Annotated in this window: 13 protein-coding genes; 10 read left to right on the forward strand and 3 right to left on the reverse strand. The window is 72.6% G+C overall.

What is annotated here, in order from left to right:
• Window positions 1-9: 9 nt before the first annotated feature.
• Both proS and RY076_RS05595 read left to right on the forward strand, forming a co-directional pair.
• Window positions 10-1,419, forward strand: coding sequence for a proline--tRNA ligase (gene proS, locus RY076_RS05590; protein ID WP_323096604.1), 1,410 nt, complete (start codon window positions 10-12; stop codon window positions 1,417-1,419).
• 114 nt (window positions 1,420-1,533) lie between these two features.
• Entirely contained in the window at window positions 1,534-2,211 is a 678-nt protein-coding gene (locus RY076_RS05595; protein ID WP_323096605.1) for a nitroreductase family protein, read from the forward strand.
• An 84-nt stretch (window positions 2,212-2,295) separates the two neighbouring features.
• Here the strand turns inward: RY076_RS05595 and RY076_RS05600 are convergent, their stop codons facing one another.
• Together RY076_RS05600 and RY076_RS05605 are read right to left on the reverse strand one after the other, a co-directional pair.
• Entirely contained in the window at window positions 2,296-3,204 is a 909-nt protein-coding gene (locus tag RY076_RS05600; RefSeq protein ID WP_323096606.1) for a serine protein kinase RIO, read from the reverse strand.
• A 164-nt stretch (window positions 3,205-3,368) separates the two neighbouring features.
• The gene (locus RY076_RS05605; protein ID WP_323096607.1) at window positions 3,369-4,310 is read right to left on the reverse strand and encodes a peptidoglycan-binding domain-containing protein; all 942 of its coding nucleotides are present in this window, start codon (window positions 4,308-4,310) and stop codon (window positions 3,369-3,371) included.
• A gap of 209 nt (window positions 4,311-4,519) precedes the next feature.
• On the opposite strand from RY076_RS05605, the gene RY076_RS05610 reads away from it, so the two are divergent.
• The 5 genes from RY076_RS05610 (at window position 4,520) to RY076_RS05630 (ending at window position 12,378) form a co-directional block, all read left to right on the forward strand.
• Window positions 4,520-8,020: a DUF7379 domain-containing protein gene (locus tag RY076_RS05610; protein WP_323096608.1), complete on the forward strand. Its 3,501-nt coding sequence runs from the start codon at window positions 4,520-4,522 to the stop codon at window positions 8,018-8,020.
• Between the two features lie 95 nt (window positions 8,021-8,115).
• A complete protein-coding gene (locus RY076_RS05615) occupies window positions 8,116-8,991 on the forward strand; it encodes a caspase family protein (RefSeq protein ID WP_323096609.1) in 876 nt (291 codons plus the stop codon).
• Window positions 8,992-9,113: 122 nt separating this feature from the next.
• Complete coding sequence (locus RY076_RS05620) at window positions 9,114-10,313, forward strand: acyl-CoA dehydrogenase family protein (RefSeq protein WP_323096610.1); 1,200 nt, start codon at window positions 9,114-9,116, stop codon at window positions 10,311-10,313.
• Between the two features lie 81 nt (window positions 10,314-10,394).
• Entirely contained in the window at window positions 10,395-11,030 is a 636-nt protein-coding gene (locus tag RY076_RS05625) for a YflT domain-containing protein (protein ID WP_323096611.1), read from the forward strand.
• 70 nt (window positions 11,031-11,100) lie between these two features.
• Window positions 11,101-12,378: a hypothetical protein gene (locus tag RY076_RS05630; RefSeq protein WP_323096612.1), complete on the forward strand. Its 1,278-nt coding sequence runs from the start codon at window positions 11,101-11,103 to the stop codon at window positions 12,376-12,378.
• Window positions 12,379-12,396: 18 nt separating this feature from the next.
• On the opposite strand, the gene RY076_RS05635 is transcribed toward RY076_RS05630, so the two are convergent.
• On the reverse strand, window positions 12,397-13,938 hold the full coding sequence (locus RY076_RS05635) for an aminopeptidase P family protein (RefSeq protein ID WP_323096613.1): 1,542 nt from the start codon (window positions 13,936-13,938) through the stop codon (window positions 12,397-12,399).
• Between the two features lie 205 nt (window positions 13,939-14,143).
• On the opposite strand from RY076_RS05635, the gene RY076_RS05640 reads away from it, so the two are divergent.
• The 3 genes from RY076_RS05640 to RY076_RS05650 all read left to right on the forward strand — a co-directional run bounded on the left by RY076_RS05640 (window position 14,144) and on the right by RY076_RS05650 (window position 17,606).
• Window positions 14,144-15,790: a threonine/serine exporter family protein gene (locus RY076_RS05640; protein ID WP_323096614.1), complete on the forward strand. Its 1,647-nt coding sequence runs from the start codon at window positions 14,144-14,146 to the stop codon at window positions 15,788-15,790.
• Between the two features lie 124 nt (window positions 15,791-15,914).
• Complete coding sequence (locus RY076_RS05645; protein WP_323096615.1) at window positions 15,915-16,457, forward strand: MaoC family dehydratase; 543 nt, start codon at window positions 15,915-15,917, stop codon at window positions 16,455-16,457.
• A gap of 210 nt (window positions 16,458-16,667) precedes the next feature.
• Entirely contained in the window at window positions 16,668-17,606 is a 939-nt protein-coding gene (locus RY076_RS05650; protein ID WP_323096616.1) for a type IV toxin-antitoxin system AbiEi family antitoxin domain-containing protein, read from the forward strand.
• Window positions 17,607-17,709 lie beyond the last annotated feature (103 nt).

Raw genomic sequence — 17,709 nt, forward strand, 5'->3', positions numbered from 1 at the left:
ATCGAGCGCATGCCCAAGAGCGTGCTGACCCCGCAGTCGCAGGACTTCCCCCGTTGGTACCAGGACGTGGTCGCCAAGGCGGAGCTGGCCGACAACGGCCCGGTGCGCGGCACCATGGTCGTGCGACCGTACGGCTACGCGATCTGGGAGCGGATGCAGGCCGACATGGACCGGCGCATCAAGGAGGCCGGCGCCCGCAACGCCTACTTCCCGCTGTTCATCCCCGAGTCCTACCTCAAGCGCGAGGCCGAGCACGTCGAGGGATTCAGCCCCGAGCTCGCCGTCGTGACGCACGCCGGTGGCAAGCAGCTCGAGGAGCCAGTGGTCGTGCGCCCGACGTCCGAGACGGTCATCGGCGAGTACATGGCCAAGTGGACCCAGAGCTACCGCGACCTGCCGCTGCTGCTCAACCAGTGGGCCAACGTCGTGCGGTGGGAGCTGCGCCCGCGAATCTTCCTGCGCACCAGCGAGTTCCTCTGGCAGGAGGGGCACACCGCGCACGCCTCGGAGGCGGACGCACGGGCCTACGCCCGGCGGATCCACGCCGACGTCTACGCGGCGTTCATGCGCGAGACGCTCGCGATGCCCGTGGTGCTCGGCGTCAAGACCGCGCGCGAGCGGTTCGCCGGTGCGACGAACACCCTTGCGCTGGAGTCGATGATGCGTGACGGCAAGGCCCTGCAGATGGGCACGAGCCACGAGCTCGGCCAGAACTTCGCCCGCGCCTTCGACATCACCTACCTGTCCGAGCAGGGCCGCCAGGAGCTGTGCTGGACGACGTCGTGGGGCACCTCCACGCGGATGCTCGGGGGCCTCATCATGGGTCACGGCGACGACGCCGGCCTGCGGCTGCCGCCGCGGCTCGCGCCCGTGCAGGCGCTCGTCATGGTCGTCAAGGACGGCGAGGGCGTGGCCGAGGCAGCCCGCCAGGTCGTCGCCGACCTCCTCGCCGCCGGCGTCCGGGCCGAGCTCGACGACCGCACCGACACCGCCTTCGGACGACGCGCCGTCGACGCCGAGCTCAAGGGCATCCCGGTGCGCGTGGAGGTGGGTCCGCGCGACCTCGCCGAGGGGTCGGTCACCGTCGTGCGACGGGTGGCCGGCGGCAAGACGCCGGTGTTGCTCGGCGCACTGGTCCCGGCCGTGACGGCCGCGCTCGACGAGGACCACGACGCCCTCTACGCCGAGGCGCTCACGCGCCGCGACACGGGTACGAGTGCCGTGACGACGGTCGAGGACGCCCTCGAGGCCGCCCGCACCGGGTGGGCCACGATTCCGTGGGCGACCCTCGGCGTCGAGGGTGAGGCGCGCCTCGCTGCGTCGGCCGTCACGGTGCGCTGCCTGACGATGCCCGACGGGTCGGTGCCCGACTCGGAGGACGCGGACGGCGTCCTCGCCGTCGTCGGCCGCGCGTACTGACCACGCAGCGACAGCACGCCGAGAGGCGGCGTGGGCGTCGTGGGCGCCGTCACGCCCCGCCGGGAAGGTCCGGGCGCGCGGCGTCGTTGAGGTGGTGGAGAGGACGGTGGACGCGTGAGCGAGCAGAGCAGTGACGAGACGGTGACGCCGGGGCGGGCGGCGTCGCAGACGACGACGGCCCAGCCCGAGGTGCTGACGCCGCTGCTGCGCGACCGCGAGAGCGTCATGGTCTACGACCGCGAGCACGAGCTGTCCCCGGACGCGCTCCGGGCCATCCTCGAGGCCGCCCGGTGGGCGCCGTCGGCGGGCAACTCCCAGCCCTGGGGGTTCATCGTCGGCCGCCGAGGCGACGCCACGCACGACGCGATGCTCGAGGTGCTGACCCCGCCGAACCGCGTGTGGGCGCCCTCGGCGTCGGCGATCGTCTTCACCCTGCACCAGGTGGCCACCGACGAGGACCACGAGGTGTCCTACAGCGACTACGCGATGTTCGACCTCGGCCAGGCCGTCGCCCACATCACGGTGCAGGCCCGCTCGATGGGCCTGCAGGTGCGCCAGTTCGGTGGCTTCGACCACCGCGCCGCCACCGAGGCGTTCGCGGTGCCGCGCCACTGGGCCGTGACGACCGGCATCGCGCTCGGGCTGCCCGCCCGGGGCGGTGAGGACGAGCAGATGCCCGACTGGGTGCGGACCCGGGCCCGGCTCCCGCGCTCGCGCCTGCCGCTCGAGGAGTTCGTGCACTCGGGAAAGTTCGGCCACCCCGCGGACTTCCTCACCGACGCCGACGGCTGACGTGCCTCGAGCGACGGCCCAGGACGGGGGCCACGCCACGAACGCGTGGCCCCCGCCGGGCCGTCCCGTACCCACCGGCCGGTGTCACCAGCGGGACGTCGCGGCGGCCATGAGGTCGCCGAAGAGCAGGCCGTGGTCCACCTCGAAGCCGCGGCGGGTGAACCAGTCGCCCATGTTGCGGGCGTCGCGCTCGAGGAACTCCGGGCCGTGCGGGTTGCCGATGACGTCGACGACCTGCGGCCAGTCGATGAGGACGAGGCGCGAGGCCTCGCCCTCACCTTCGAGGAGCACGTTGTACGGCGACAGGTCGCCGTGCGCCCAACCGAGCTCGGCGAGCCGGAGCATCGCCTCGCGCAGCTGCTCGAAGAGCGCCGGCAGCAGCTCCGGGTCCGGACGGGTCTGCGCGAGGCGCGGTGCGGCCTGCCCGTCTGGGGAGCCGATGAACTCCATCAGCATCTCGTCGTCGGACATCTGCACCGGGTAGGGCACCGGCAGCCCCTCGTGCCAGAGCCGCACCAGCGTCTCGAACTCGGCGAAGGCCCAGAGGCCGCTGATCAGCTCCTTGCCGAACGAGGTGCGGGTACGGATGGCCCGTGTCTCGCGCGACTTCCGGACGCGCCGCCCCTCGAGGTAGCCCGAGTCGCGGTGGAAGAGCCGGTTCTTGCTCGACCGGTAGCGCTTGCCGGCCATGAGCACGTCGCGCTCGGGCGAGCCCGGCACCCACCGTCGCACGAGGTGGACATCGGCCTCCTTGCCGGTCTTGAGGACGCCGAGGTCGGACTCCACGGCCCCGAGGTCGGTGATGACCCAGTCGGGCCGCGGCTTGGGGCCGTGCGTGGCGCCGTCCCAGGACGACCACCGCTCACCCTCGGGAGGGCCGTCGGGGTCGGTGTCGACGGCGAGCTGCTGGACGTCGCGGTCGGAGGGCCGGCCGTCGGTCAGCCGAGGATCGAATACCTCGTACTCGTCCTCGTGGAATGCATTGAAAGACAAGGGAACTCCAAGGAAGAAGTGAACTGGGCAGGCGTGCCCGGAACCGTGATGGACATGTCACCCTCCTTGGGTCGGTGTGGACAGCCGTGTGCCGCCGCGCTCGGGTAGAGACTGGCGCGGCGGCACACGGTGACGCAACCGGTTTTCCGGTGCGCGGTCCGGCGTCAGCCGGTGATCTTGCCGTAGCGGTACGGCAGGAAGGTGCCGTAGCCGGAGAAGTACGGGTACGGGACCGTGCGCGCGATGGCGCCGTGCGAGCCGGACTCCTCGCTCGCGTAGTACGACGTGTGCGCCGAGTTGGCCCAGCCGCGGAACAGCACGACGTGACCGGACGCGCCCGCCGACCCGGGGCCGCCCTTGAGGAGCACGTCGCCGGGGCGCAGCTCGCCCTTGGTGATGCGGTGCGAGACGCTCGGCAGCGTCACCGTCGACAGCGCCGACGACAGGTGCCAGGCCATGGAGACGAATCCCGAGCAGTCCGTGCGGTACTGGCGGCCCTGCGGGTCGCCGGTGTAGCGGTTCATGCTGTAGGGCACGCGTCGGTCGGTCCAGTACTTGGCCCGGGCCAGCACCTCGGTGCGCGAGATGGTCCCGCCGACCGTGGAGCCCCCGCTGGGCGGCGGGGTGGGCGTGCACGACAGGACCCGCTTGATTCCCATCGCCTTCATCGTCTGCGGGCCGGCCTGGCCACCCGTGGGGATGCCGTGCGCCTTCTGGTACGCCTTGACCTTGCTCGTCGTCACGGGGCCGTAGACGCCGTCGGCCGATGCGCCCGCCTTGGTCTGCACGGCCTTGACCTTGGCGATCACCTTGGGCTGGGTGGCCGCGCCGGCGACGCCGTCCTGGGTGAGGCAGTTGTCCTTCTGGAAGGCGCGCACCGCGGCCTTCGTGCCCGAGCCGTTGACGCCGTCGATCGGCCCGGAGTAGTAGAGCAGGCCCCAGAGGTCCTGCTGCAGCTGGCGGGTCGTCAGCGAGCTGACGGCCTGGGCCGGGGTGTCGTGCCCGATGACGGCCACGGCCGTCAGGGCGAGTGCAGCCAGCAGCGCCGTGACGAGGCGTGCGGCCCGCGGCGCCGGAGCCCGGTGCGCGGAGGTGGTCGAACCCATCGTGTGTCCCTTCGTCGACGGGATCCCCCTGTGGACCCCGCGCCCGACCGTAGGGGCGTCCGGTCCCGCGCGGAATGGGGAGCACTCCCCGTGCGGGGCCCTCTTGGCGCGATCCGTATCAAAGTGACCCGCCGCGGCTCTACCGTGGCAAGGAGCAGGTTCGTCTCGGAGGTGAGCCAGGAATGCCGTCCGCGTCCTTCGATGGGGGAGTGCGCATTCACACGCCACCGGGTTACGACGCCGTCCCCGTGCCCGACCGCACGCGCGACCTGCCGCTCCCGTCGTCGGACGCGGCGCGCAAGGAGGGCGTCGTCGCTGCCCTGCAGGGCGACGAGTTCGACGTGGTGCAGCGGATCGCATTGTCCCCGAGCGTGACCCGTGATCTCGATGCTTCCACCTCCAACCGCGTGGGGACAGTGGCGATCGATGTCGACGTCGCCCCCGACCAGGACGCCGTCGTCCTCGTCGAACGCGACGGCGTCTGGTCCTGGCACCTGCCCGCCGAACGCACGCGCGACCTCGGCGACGGGCCACGCACGGTGAGCTTCCGCATCGATGTGCAACCGGTGGGTCCGGCCCACCCGAGGGGAGGAGCCCCTCGCAGCGGGCGGGCCACGCGTGGCGTCGGGACCCCTGCGGCAGAGCGCGGCCTCATCGGCGACCTCGTCCACGGGGCTGCCGAGGCGATCGTCCTGCGCTTCGTCGCGCCGCTGCTCGGCCACGTCGTCGACCACCTCGAGGCCTCGACCCGCACCGGCCTCGTCCACGTCACCGGCGAGCCGCTCGAGGAGTGGCGCCCCGTCGACACGCTCGCAGGAGTCCCGCTGCCGACGGACCGCCCACCGCGCGTCCTGCTGCTCGTGCACGGCACCTTCTCCTCGACCGCCGGGGCCTTCGGGGCACTGTCGCTGGCCCCCGGAGCCGGTGGGTTCGTGCGCACTCTCGTCGAGGCCTACGACGCCGTCGTCGGCTACGACCACCGCACCCTGAGCCTCGACCCGGAGCAGAACGCCCGCGACCTGCTCGACCGGCTCCGCGTACCGGGCGTGCGCGACGACCTCGTCATCGACGTCGTGACGCACAGCCGCGGCGGCCTCGTGACACGGTCGTTCATCGAGGAGGTCCTGCCCGGGTCCGGTTGGGGCGCAACGGTGGACAACGCTGTGTTCGTCGCGTCCACCCACGGTGGCACGCATCTGGCCGACCCGTCGCGCTGGCACGACCTCGTCGACCTCTACATCAACCTCGTCACCATCGCCGCGAGCGGGCTCGGGCTCGTGCCCGGGGCCGCACCGTTCGCGGCGGTCGTCGGCGGGGTCGTGCGCGCCGTCGGCGGCCTCGTCAAGGTGCTCGCTGCGGCGGCGACCTCGGGCGGCGAGCACGCCGCCGTGCCCGGGCTCGCGGCGATGGTGCCGGGGGGCCCCTTCGTCACCGAGCTCAACGCCGTCCAGCCGGGCCAGCCGGCCCCCGGCACGAGCTGGTACGTGGTGAGCAGCGACTTCCATGCGACCCTCGACGGGCACGACGCGCCGTCGCGGCTGCCGAAGGAGCTCGCGACCTGGCTCGCCGAGGGGTTCCTCGACGGTCTCTTCCACGGCCCGAACGACCTCGTCGTCGACGTCGCGTCGATGTCGGCGATCGGCCCGCCGAGCGGTGGCTACGTGCGCGACTCGCTCGCTCTGGGCAGCAACGGACGTGTCACGCACGTGGACTACTTCGCGCAGCTCGAGGTCATCGGTGCGCTGTCGCAGTGGCTGCCGCTCGGCCTCGGTGCGGGTGGCGGCGACGACGCGTCCCTGCCTGGCTGGATGACCGGCGGCGCCGAGGGGATGCCACCCGCCGTGGGTGCCGAGCCGCCGGAGGTCGGTGCCGAGCCCGACGGCGGCGGGCCGCGCGACCTGGCTCCGGCGCCGCCCACACCTGCGCCGCCCCCGCCCGCACCGCCTCCGTCCGCGCCGCCCCCGCCCGCACCGCCTCCGTCCGCGCCGCCCCCGTCCGCGCCGCCCCCGCCCGCACCGGCGGACTCCCGTGCCATCCCGCCCGCGCCGACCGTGCCCGCACCCGCCCCGCCGCGTGTCGCCGCGGGGCGGGGACTGGGGACGAGCCTGGCCCGCGCCGTCCGCAGGGCCCTGGACCGGATCACTGCGCCTCGGACGACGAGCAGCAGGCCCGCCGAGCCGCCGTCTCCCGCGCCCGCCGCGGCGCCCACGACCCGCGCCAGCCTCGGGGCCGAGATGCCGTCGGTCCTGACGCCTGGGCAGGTGTTCACGGTGCGGGTCCGGCTCGCCCGCGGCCGGCTCACCCCCACCGAGGGCACCGCGAGCGTCACCGAGACCGTCGAGGTCGTCGCCGAACGGCCCGTGTCGGTGCAGGTGCTCGCCAAGGACAACGTCGAGGTGCTCGAGCGCGAGCCGAAGGTGTTCGGCCTGCCGTCCGGCGACTGGGCCAGCGAGCTGACGTTCACCGCGCGCCCCCTCGCCGACGGACCGGTTGCGGTTGCCGTCGTGCTGCGCCAGGGCTGGGTGCCCGTGGCGAACGTGACGCTCGAGGCCACGGCCGGCGCCGCGTCGGTGCTCACGCCGCCGCCGGTGAGCGCGACGGTGCATCCCGGCATCGACGCACCCGAGCTCGACGGCTTGCCCTGCCTCGACATCGTCGAGTGCCGACGGCCGAACGGGGACCGGGTCTACTCCTACGCGGTGCGCCTCGTGCCGGGGGAGGAGCCGAGGCTGTTCGAGTCCGAGCCCGTCGTCGGGCGTGACGACTTCGTGCGCGAGCGGATCGCCGAGGTCGAGCACGTCATCCGCGACCCCGACCTCACCGACTCCCGGCGCCTCAAGCAGCTGCAGAACACCGGCTCGCTCCTGTTCGACCAGTTCTTCCCCGAGGACATGCGCGCCTACCTGTGGGCCAACCGCGACCGCGTCACCGACCTCATCGTCTACACGGACGAGCCGTACGTGCCCTGGGAGCTGTTCCACCTCAAGCCTGCCCGCGGCAAGCGCGGGGTGGAGCCGAGGTTCCTGGCCCAGGGGGGCCTCGTGCGCTGGCAGCTGGGCAGCTTCCCGCCGCAACGGATCCGGGTCCGGTCCGGCAGGGCCCGCACCATCTGCCCCGAGTACGCCGACCCCATGTTCAAGAACGACGTCGGCCTGCTCGAGGCCGCGTACCTGCATGAGCGCTTCGGGGCGCGGCCCGTCACCGCCACGCCCGACGGAGTCGAGCGCGTCCTGCGTGGCGGGTCCTTCGACCTGCTGCACTTCTCCGGTCACGGCGCCGCCGACGCTGCAGAGATCGCCGATGCGAAGGTGCTGCTCAAGGGGCGGCGCCGGGGGCAGGAGGTGCTACAGGAGTTCCTCACCTCCACCGACGTCTCGCAGAACGTCGCGTGGGCGGCCGGGCAGCCCGGGCCCGTCGTCGTGCTCAACGCCTGTCAGACCGGGCGTGGCGGCGAGCTGTTCACGACCGTCGGCGGGTTCGCCAAGGCCTTCCTCGACGCCGGGGCGTCGGCCTTCGTCTCGTGCCTGTGGTCGGTGCACGAGGAGCCGGCCCGCGTCTTCGTCGAGACGCTCTACGACGAGCTGCTCCGCGGCACACCGATGTCGCGGGCCACCGCCGCCGCGCGCACCGCCGCCCGGGAGGCGGGCGACCCCACCTGGCTCGCCTACGTCGTCTACGCGCGGCCCGATGCGGTTCTCGAAACCGCTTGAGCCGCAGCCTCGCCCGACCCAAACTCCACCGACACGTGCACCACCCGTACCACCACCCGCGTCACCTCCACCCCTCGAAGTAGGAAGGAACGGCCATGGCACGCAAGGCCCTCTGCGTCGGCATCAACGAGTTCGCGTCGCTCCCGCGGACGAGCTGGCTCAACGGCTGCGTCAACGACGCCAACGACGTCGCGGCAGGACTTCGCGCGTTCGGGTTCACCGCGCGCAACACGACGGTCCTCACCGACGCCGACGCCACGAAGAAGAACATCATGGCCGCGCTCACCGACCTCGTCGGCAAGGCCAAGGCCGGCGACACCATCGTCTTCACCTTCTCCAGCCACGGCACGCAGGTGCCCAACGAGCCGGGCGGTGACTACGAGCCCGACGGCCTCGACGAGGCGTTCGCGTGCCACGACATCCGCCAGCGCGGCAACCAGTGGGACCGCGACACCGTCATCGTCGACGACGAGCTGCACGACCTGTTCGCGTCGGTGCCGAGCGGCGTCCTGCTCGAGGTGCTCCTCGACACGTGCCACAGCGGCACGGGGCTGCGCGACCTCGAGGAGGTCATGCAGGCCGCCGTCCTGGGCCGGGCGCCCCGGTTCCTGCCGCCGCCGACCCCGGCCGGCCTCGAGCAGGTCCGCTCGATCCGTGCCCTCGCGCCGCCCCGGACCGTCGACCGCAAGGCCCTCGTCGAGCTGACCAAGGGCCGTCGAGCCGGCGCCAAGCCGGTGCTCTTCGCCGCGTGCAAGCCCGACCAGACGGCGGCCGACGCCACCTTCGACGGCCGCTCCAACGGCGCGTTCACCTACATGTTCCTCCAGGCGCTCAAGGGCAGCCCCACCGCCACCCGCACCGAGCTGCTGCGCTCGGTCACCTCCGGCCTCAAGGGCGGCGACTTCAGCCAGCGGTCGACGCTCGAGGGTCCGGTCGCCTCGAAGAAGGTCGGGTTCGGCCAGCCCTGGTGACCGACGACACAGGTGGGCACCCTCACACGCGAGGGCGCTGCGAGGGTGAGCGACGCGGCGGCATACTCGGTCGCAGCCGACCCCGGCACGATGCAGCCCAGACGCAAGGTGGCGATCCGAGCATGTCCCGACTCCAGCAGACCGACGGCCTCACCGAGGAGCAGACCGAGCTGGTCAAGCTCGTGCGTGAGTTCGTCGACGAGCAGATCATCCCGGTCGCGACCGAGCTCGAGCACCGCGACGAGTACCCGACCGAGATCGTCGAGGGGATGAAGGAGATGGGGATCTTCGGGCTGATGATCCCCGAGGAGTACGGCGGCCTCGGCGAGTCGCTGCTCACCTACGCCCTGTGCGTCGAGGAGATCGCCCGCGGCTGGATGAGCGTCAGCGGCATCATCAACACCCACTTCATCGTCGCCTACATGCTGCTCCAGCACGGCACCGACGAGCAGAAGCAGCACTACCTGCCAAAGATGGCCACCGGTGAGATCCGCGGCGCCTTCTCGATGAGCGAGCCGGGTTGCGGCAGTGACGTGTCCGCGATCAAGACCAAGGCCGTCAAGGGCGACGACGGCGAGTGGACGATCAACGGCCAGAAGATGTGGCTCACCAACGGCGGCTCGGCCAACCTCGTGGCCGTCCTCGTCAAGACCGACACAGGCGCCGACTCGGTCTACAAGAACATGACGACCTTCCTCGTCGACAAGGAGGCCGGCTTCGGCGAGACCGCCCAGGGCATCACCGTGCCCGGCAAGATCGAGAAGATGGGCTACAAGGGCGTCGACACGACCGAGCTCATCCTCGACGGGCACCGCACCACCGACGCGCAGATCCTCGGCGGCGAGCCGGGCAAGGGCTTCTACCAGATGATGGACGGCGTCGAGGTGGGCCGCGTCAACGTCGCAGCCCGCGGCTGCGGCGTCGCGCGGCGGGCCTTCGAGCTCGGCGTCTCCTACGCCCAGCAGCGGGAGACCTTCGGCAAGAAGATCGTCGACCACCAGGCGGTGCTCTTCCGCCTCGCCGACATGGCCGTCAAGGTCGAGGCGGCCCACGAGATGATGGTCAAGGCGGCCCGCACGAAGGACTCCGGCCAGCGCAACGACCTCGAGGCCGGCATGGCCAAGTACCTCGCGTCGGAGAACTGCGCCCAGGTCGTCGAGGACTCCTTCCGGATCCACGGCGGCTACGGCTACTCCAAGGAGTACGAGATCGAGCGGCTCTACCGCGAGGCGCCGATGCTGCTCATCGGCGAGGGCACCGCCGACATCCAGCGGATGATCATCGGCCGTCGCCTCGTCGAGGAGTACAAGCTCAAGGCCTGAGGCCGTGGGCGCGAGATGCCCCGAGGTCCGACCTGCCCCGAGGTGCCCTGAGCGCAGCACCCGGGATGCGAGGATGGACGTATGAGCCTGCAACCGAAAGGGCCGGGGGGACGGCCACGATTCGCGACGCTCTCCCTCGACTACCCCATGTCGCTCGGCATCTTCGACAAGTACGAGGACGCCCAGAGAGCCGTGGACACCTTGTCCGACAAGGCGTTCCCGGTCGAGAACTGCCTCATCGTCGGCACCGAGCTCAAGCAGCTCGAACGGGTGACCGCGCGTCTGACGTGGGGCCGCGTCGCCCTCGGCGGCATGCTGTCCGGCGTGTGGCTCGGCCTGTTCGTGGGCCTCATCCTCATGCTCTTCACCCAGACGTCCAACCCCCTCAGCCTCCTGCTGCTCACCGTCGGGTACGGCGCGGCGTTCGGCCTCATCTGGTCGCTCGTCGGCTACTCCTTCACCCGCGGGGCGCGCGACTTCTCCTCGGTGAGCCAGGTCGTCGCCACGAAGTACGAGGTGTTCTGCGAGCACAAGTTCGCCCAGCAGGGCCGGGCGATCCTCGCCGAGGCCGGCATCGTCGGCGTAGCCCGCACGACGCATACCCCGACGTCCGCCACCCACCCGGCAGCGGCGCCGTCCTCGACGCCGGGCGGGCCGTCGGGCACGACGCCGGACGACGCCCCCCGCTCCGACCCGCCCGCACCGCCGAGCGCGTAGGGGTGCCGACGCGTCGGGGCGTGGAACGGTTCGCGGCCCCGACGTGTCACCACGGGTGAAGGACCACCCGATGGAGGAGCTCCCGATGCCGACCCGCCCGCCCCGCAGCACCCCCGCCGACGCCGCCCGTCCCCGGCCAGCGGGCCCGCTCCGACGCGTCCTGCTCGTGGGCGCTGTCCTCGCGGCGGGGTCGGCCTTGGCCGCCTGCGGCTCGACGCCCTCTCCGGGCACCGGCGCCACGACGCCTCCGGCGGCGACGGCAGGGCCGAACCGCCCCGTCACCGCCCAGCCCGTCGACGCCGACGGCGCCCTGTTGTGCCCGAGGAGCCTTGCCTCGGCCGATGGGCTCACGGTGCCGCAGAAGCCGCAGGGGCTCGACGGCAACGCCCGGCTCCTGCCCGAGCGCGACCCGGCTTCGCTCGTCGTCTGCGCCTACCCGACGATGACGGTCACGTCGTCGGCGCCGCCCACCGCGCCGTACCGGCTCACCCAGCGCACGCTCGCCACGGCCGAGCAACGGCGTCAGGTCGTCGACCTGCTCTCCTGGGCGCCACGGTGGAACGGCCAGGAGAACGTCTGCACGATGATGGCCGGCGACGAGACGGCCTACCTCGTCGGTGTGCGCTACGACGACGCGATCGTCTGGGTGGCCGCGAAGGCCGACGCCAACGCCTGCTCGAAGGCCACGAACGGCGACTTCACGTCAGGCGCCCCGCTCGGCGTCCCGCTCCGCGCCCTCCTCGCCGCAACTCCCGATCCGGCCGGGGCGCGTTGTGACGCAAGGACGTTCGGGCGTCTGGGCGACGACCACACGCTCGCCCCGGAAGGGGCGCCGCTCGTGACGGTGTGCCGTGTCGCCGCCGACGGCAGCACCAAGCCCACCGCCCTCGACGCGTCCAGGTCGGCGCAGGTCGTCGCCGCGCTGCAGGCGCTGCCGACGCGTCCGACCTCGCACACGTGCAACGGCTCGGGCGCGGCCACCGACCGGCGCTTCCACCTCGTGCTCACCTACCCGCAGGGCCCGGCCGTGCGCGTCGACGTCGACCCCGACTGCGGGCCGCCCGTCCGGGGCGGCGGCGTCGAGTCTGCGCAGGTGGGGGAGGTCGTGGGGCTCGTCGAGCAGTGGAGCCCGCGCATCCCGGGACCGGACCCGAACGGCGCGGTCTCGTCCGGCGGGAGCGGGGCCGGGGTCATCAGCCCGGAACGGCCCGTGGCGCCCGACGCGACGTCGGGCACCACGGGAGGGTCGAGCGGTTCGAGTGGCTCCAGCGGCTCGGGCGCGGTGCCGGGCAGCCCCGGCAGCGGCATCGGGACGGCGACGCCGACGGATGTCCCGCTGACGCCCTGACGCCCTGATGCGGATGGCTCAGGCGGTGACGCCGCGCTCGGCCCAGACGCGCGCGATCCAGGCCTCGACGTCGGCGCTGCTGCGCGGCATCGCGGCCGAGAGGTTCTCGCAGCCGTCCTCGGTGATGAGCACGTCGTCCTCGATGCGCACGCCGTTGCCGCGGAGCTCCGCCGGGACGAGCTCGTCGTCCGCCTTGAAGTAGAGGCCCGGCTCGACGGTGAGGATCATGCCCGGCTCGAGGATCGCGTCGTTGTACTCCTCGCGGGTGGCGAGGGCGCAGTCGTGGACGTCGATCCCGAGGTGGTGGCTCGTGCCGTGGACCATCCAGCGCCGGTGGTACTGGCCGTGCTCGGCGTCGAGGGTGCCCTCGACGTCGACGCCCTCGGGCAGCAGGCCCCACTCGTGCAGGTGCTCGGCGATGACGCGGATCGCGGCGGCGTGGACGTCGCTGAACTTGTTGCCCGGCTTGCAGGCCGCGATGCCGGCCTCCTGGGCGGCGTACACGGCGTCGTAGATCTTGCGCTGCGCGTCGCTGAAGGTGCCGCTGACGGGCAGGGTGCGGGTGATGTCGGCGGTGAAGAGGGAGTCGACCTCGACGCCGGCGTCGAGCAGGAGCAGGTCGCCCTCGCTGATGTCGCCGGTGTTCTTGATCCAGTGCAGCGTGTTGGCGTGGTCGCCGCTGGCGCAGATGGAGTCGTAGCCGACGCCGTTGCCGTGGTGGCGGGCGTGCAGGCCGAAGACGCCCTCGACCCAGCGCTCGCCGCGGCCACGGCGGACCGCCTCGAGCAGGTCGGCGATGACGGCCTCGAAGCCCTGGTGCGTGCCCTCGATGGCCGAGCGCATCTGCTCGACCTCCCAGTCGTCCTTGGCGAGGCGCAGCAGGGAGAGGAAGTGGGCCAGCGCGTCGTCGGCCTCGCGCTCCTGCTCGGTGCGCGACTCGACCTCGGCGGCGTCCTGCGACTCGGCGGCGGCCGCGCGCGCCTTGTCGACGCGCTCGGAGACCTCGGCGTCGGCGTCACGCACGACGCGGACCGTGACCGAGCCGGCGTCCTTGGCCACCGCGTCGGCGAACTCGTCGATGTGGCGGGCCGTGAGGCCGAGCTCGGACTCGGCGTCGGCGAGCGTCGGGCGGGCGCCGACCCAGAACTCGCCGTAGCGCGAGTCGCCGAAGAACTCCTCGGTGTCGCGGTCGGCGAGCGGTCGGAAGTAGAGGACCGCCTCGTGCCCGGCGTCGTCGCCCTCGCCGGTCGGCTCGAGGACGAGCACGGCGTCGGGCTCGCGGTCGCTGCCGAGGCCGGTGAGGTGGGCGAACGCGCTGTGCGGACGGAAGACGTAGTCGCAGTCGTTGCTGCGCACCTTGAGGCCACCCGCGGGCACGACGAGGCGCTCGCCGGGGAAGGCGGCGCTCACGGCGTCGCGACGCCTGGCGGCCCAGTCGGCGGCCTCGGACCGGGGCGCCACCCCGGTGGTCCGCGGCGCCCAGCCGGAGGCGACGAACGCCCGGAACTCGTCGGTCGTCGGGCGCTTGCGGCTCGGTGAGGTCTGCTGCTTCTCGCTCATCACCGGCTCATGGTGCCACGAACCGGCGGGTACGCCGTAGCCGGTTTCCGGCACCCGCGGCAGCGGGACGGACGGCCCCGTGACCGCGCGCCGCGCGACCCGCGTCGGGACCCGCGTCGGGACCCGCGTCGGGACCCGCGTCGGGACCCGCGTCCACGCCGGGGGGCCCGCGTCCGCGTCGGCCCGGTGTCCTAGGGTCAGGGAGGTGGCGCGCACCGACCGACCGACCCGGCCGACGACCGCACGACGGGCCCTGCCCTCGCTCCGCGCGAGCACCCGTCGGGCCATGCGGCCGAACGGCCCACCGACCGACGAGATCCCCGTCTGGACCAGTCCGGACGGGGTCGACCGCGAGACCTCGCTGGCCGTCATCGACCTCGCGATGCGTGCGGGTGTCGCGATGCTGTCCACCGGGGCCGCGGCCGCCGACGTCACGGCCACGGTCCTCATGCTGACCAGGGCCTACGGCCTGTCCGCCGTGCACGTCGACGTCACGTACACCTCGGTCTCGGTGTCCTACCACCGCGGGCCGCACGCCGACCCGATCACCGTGCTGCGCATCGTCCGGTTCCGCGTGCAGGACTACACGCGCCTCGAGAGGCTGCGCGACCTCATCGTCGGCCTCGTCCAGGACCCCGTCACCGTCGACGAGGCGCGGGTGCGCTTCGACGCCGTCATCACGGCCCCCCACCCGTACCGGCGCTGGGTCGTCACCGTCGCTGGCGGCGTGCTCGCGGCGGGCGCGGCCGGCCTGCTCGGGGCGGGCTGGCTCATCATCCTGACGAGCTTCGTCACCGCGACGATCGCCGGCCGCGCCATCACCTGGCTCACCGGGGCCGGGGTCTCGGCGTTCTTCGCCCAGTGCGTCGGTGCGGCCATCCCGACCGCCGTCGCCACCCTGGTCGTCGTCGCGGGCTCCCACGGCCTCGACCTCGCCGAACAGGTCTCGCCCTCGCTCGTCGTCGCCTCGGGCATCGTGCTGCTCCTCTCCGGGCTGTCGATCGTCGGCGCCGCCGAGGACGCGCTCGAGGGGTACTACGTCACGGCCGGAGCGCGCGCCTTCGAGGTCATCGTGCTCTCCCTCGGCATCGCCGTCGGCATCTCCGTCGTGCTGGCCGTCGGCTCGCGGCTCGACTACCCGATCGCCATCTCGTCGCAGACCCAGCTCATCGGCAACCTCACGGTCCAGGTGGTGTGCGCGGCGATCATCTCGGCGGCGTTCGCGGTGTCGTCGTTCGCGAGCGGGCGCGCGGTCGTCGTGGCCGCGCTGGCCGGCGCGCTCGGCTGGCTCGCGCTGGCCGGCGCCGAGAGTCTCGACTTCGGCGCGGTGGCCGCCTCGGCCATCGCCGCCCTGCTCACCGGTTTCGCGGCGCGGCTCGTGTCACGACGGCTCGGCGTCTCGGCGCTGGCCGTCACCACGGCAGCCATCGTGCCGCTGCTGCCGGGACGGATGGCCTACGAGGGCATCTCCGCCATCGTCACCAACCCCGACGGCAACGGTCTCGCCACCGGGATCCCGACGCTGCTGCAGGCGTTCGGCCTGGGTCTGGGCCTGGCCGCCGGGGTCTCGCTCGGCACGTACTTCGCCGGGCTGCTCGAGGCCAAGAAGCAGGGCGTGCGGCCCCGACCGGCGGCCGGAGCCACCCTCCCGTCCGACCCCGACCGCGACGCCGCGGCCAGCACCGCGCCGGTCCTGTCCGACACGGGTGAGCTGTCGGCCGTCCTCGAGGAGGCTGCCGCCAGCGGCGACGCGTCGGCGTCCGGTGTGTCGGTCACGCTGGGAGCCACGTCGGCGTCGGCGTCGGGGGCGTCGGGAGGCGCGGCACTGGGCGCGTCGGAGACGACGACGTAGCGGGAGGCGTCGGTGAGCGATCCCACGGCGTGAGCAAGCCCACGGCGTCCGGCGGTGTCCCGACGCGTGGGGCTCGGGCAGGCTGGGGACCGTTGGCCGTCGGTGTCTGGCAGATGGAGGAGCGATGCAGTTCGGGCGCAGCTACGAGGAGTTCGAGGTCGGCGCGGTGTACAAGCACTGGCCCGGCAAGACGGTCACCGAGTACGACGACCACCTCTTCTGCCTGTTGACGATGAACCACCACCCGCTGCACCTCGACACGCACTACGCGGGCGAGACGACGCAGTTCGGGCAGAACGTCGTCGTCGGCAACTACGTCTACTCGATCCTGCTCGGCATGTCGGTGGCCGACGTCTCGGGCAAGGCCATCGCCAACCTCGAGATCGAGTCGCTGCGCCACGTCGCGCCGACCTTCCACGGCGACACGCTCTACGGCGAGACCCGCGTCCTCGACAAGTGGGAGTCGACCTCGAAGGACGACCGCGGCGTCGTCCACGTCGAGACGATCGGCTACAAGCAGGACGGCACGGTCGTGTGCATCTTCCGGCGCAAGGTCATGGTGCCCAAGGAGTCCTACCTCGAGGCGCGCGGCGGCGAGCAGCCCGGCCGCCCGACCCCGGTTCCGGACCGCAACTGGCCCGGCCCCGACCCCGCCTCCCAGGCCTGACCCCACCGTCCCTGACCGCCACCGCCGCCCCTCCTCGTGTCGGCCCCGCAACACACCGAGTAGTTGCCAATTCGGGCTGGAATAACCCGAACGGGTTGGCGACTACTCGGTGTGTTGCGGTCGTCCACAGCCCCGGGGGCCGCACGGCGCCGTCCACAGGAGCAGTCCCTCGTCGCTGCGCACGTTGTTTGAGGGCCCGACGATCGGCGCATGGACTCCCGACTCCAGGCCCTCGCGGGTGAGCAGCACGGCGTCTTCTCGGCAGCAGAGGCGGGGCGCCGGGGCATCGGACCCACCGGCCTGCGGGCGGCCGTGCGCGCGGGCGAGGTCATCAGGGTGCGGCGCGGTGCGTTCGTGGCGCGGGCGCCGTGGACCGACGCCGACCGCGACGAGCGCTACCGGCTGGCGGCCATGGCGGTGGCCCGCACTCGACCCGGTGAGGTGCTGAGCCACCACGCGGCACTGGCGCTGTACGGCCTGCCGCTCTGGCGGTACGACGCCGACCGCATCGATCTCTCGGGATCTGTCGGGCAGTCGGTGCGGCGGGATGGCGTGACCCTGCACCCGCGCACCGGTGGATCGACGCGCGAGCTGCTGGGGCTGCCGGCGGTTCCCGTCGCGACCGCCCTGGTCCGCGCCGCCCTGACGATGGGGCACGAGTGCGCGGTGGTGGCCGGCGACGCCGCCTTGCACCGTGGCCTGGTCGAGCTGCACGAGCTGCTGGACGCCGCGGCGAAGGTCTCGCCGCACGAAGGCCGGAGGCGGGCGCTCGCGGCGGTGCTGCGCATGGACGGCAAGGCGGAGTCGGTGGGGGAGTCGCGAACGCGAATGATCCTGCAGGACCTCGGCCTGTCTTTCGAGAGCCAGGTGCTCATCACTGACAGCGATGGGTTCGCCGCTCGCGTCGACTTCCTCGTCGAGGGCGTCGTGCTCGAGTTCGACGGCAAGGTCAAGTACCAGCGCGCTCGCGACGACCTCGACGGCACGCCCGCCGATCCCGGTCAGGTCGTGTGGCTCGAGAAGCGTCGCGAGGACCGGGTACGGCGCCTGGGCCATCCGTTCGAGCGCGTCATCTGGTCCGAGCTCGACCGCCCCGGGCTCATCGGTGCCCGGATCCGCGACGCCCGACCGCGGCGTCGCTCCGCCTGAGTGCTCCCGCCCGGTCTCGCGCCGTCCCCCTTACCGGCCGCCAACCCACTTCGCAACACACCGAGTAGTTGCCAACCCGTTCCGGTTATTCCGGCCCGACTTG

This window comes from Intrasporangium zincisolvens (assembly GCF_034724055.1).
GTDB lineage: Bacteria > Actinomycetota > Actinomycetes > Actinomycetales > Dermatophilaceae > Monashia > Monashia zincisolvens.

Coding starts and splice junctions, on each gene's coding strand:
- RY076_RS05630 (WP_323096612.1), top strand. CDS start 11,101: ATGGAGGAGCTCCCGATGCCGACCCGCCCGCCCCGCAGCACCCCCGCC.
- RY076_RS05635 (WP_323096613.1), bottom strand. CDS start 13,938: ATGAGCGAGAAGCAGCAGACCTCACCGAGCCGCAAGCGCCCGACGACC.
- proS (WP_323096604.1), top strand. CDS start 10: ATGCCCAAGAGCGTGCTGACCCCGCAGTCGCAGGACTTCCCCCGTTGG.
- RY076_RS05615 (WP_323096609.1), top strand. CDS start 8,116: ATGGCACGCAAGGCCCTCTGCGTCGGCATCAACGAGTTCGCGTCGCTC.
- RY076_RS05650 (WP_323096616.1), top strand. CDS start 16,668: ATGGACTCCCGACTCCAGGCCCTCGCGGGTGAGCAGCACGGCGTCTTC.
- RY076_RS05625 (WP_323096611.1), top strand. CDS start 10,395: ATGAGCCTGCAACCGAAAGGGCCGGGGGGACGGCCACGATTCGCGACG.
- RY076_RS05605 (WP_323096607.1), bottom strand. CDS start 4,310: ATGGGTTCGACCACCTCCGCGCACCGGGCTCCGGCGCCGCGGGCCGCA.
- RY076_RS05620 (WP_323096610.1), top strand. CDS start 9,114: ATGTCCCGACTCCAGCAGACCGACGGCCTCACCGAGGAGCAGACCGAG.
- RY076_RS05645 (WP_323096615.1), top strand. CDS start 15,915: ATGCAGTTCGGGCGCAGCTACGAGGAGTTCGAGGTCGGCGCGGTGTAC.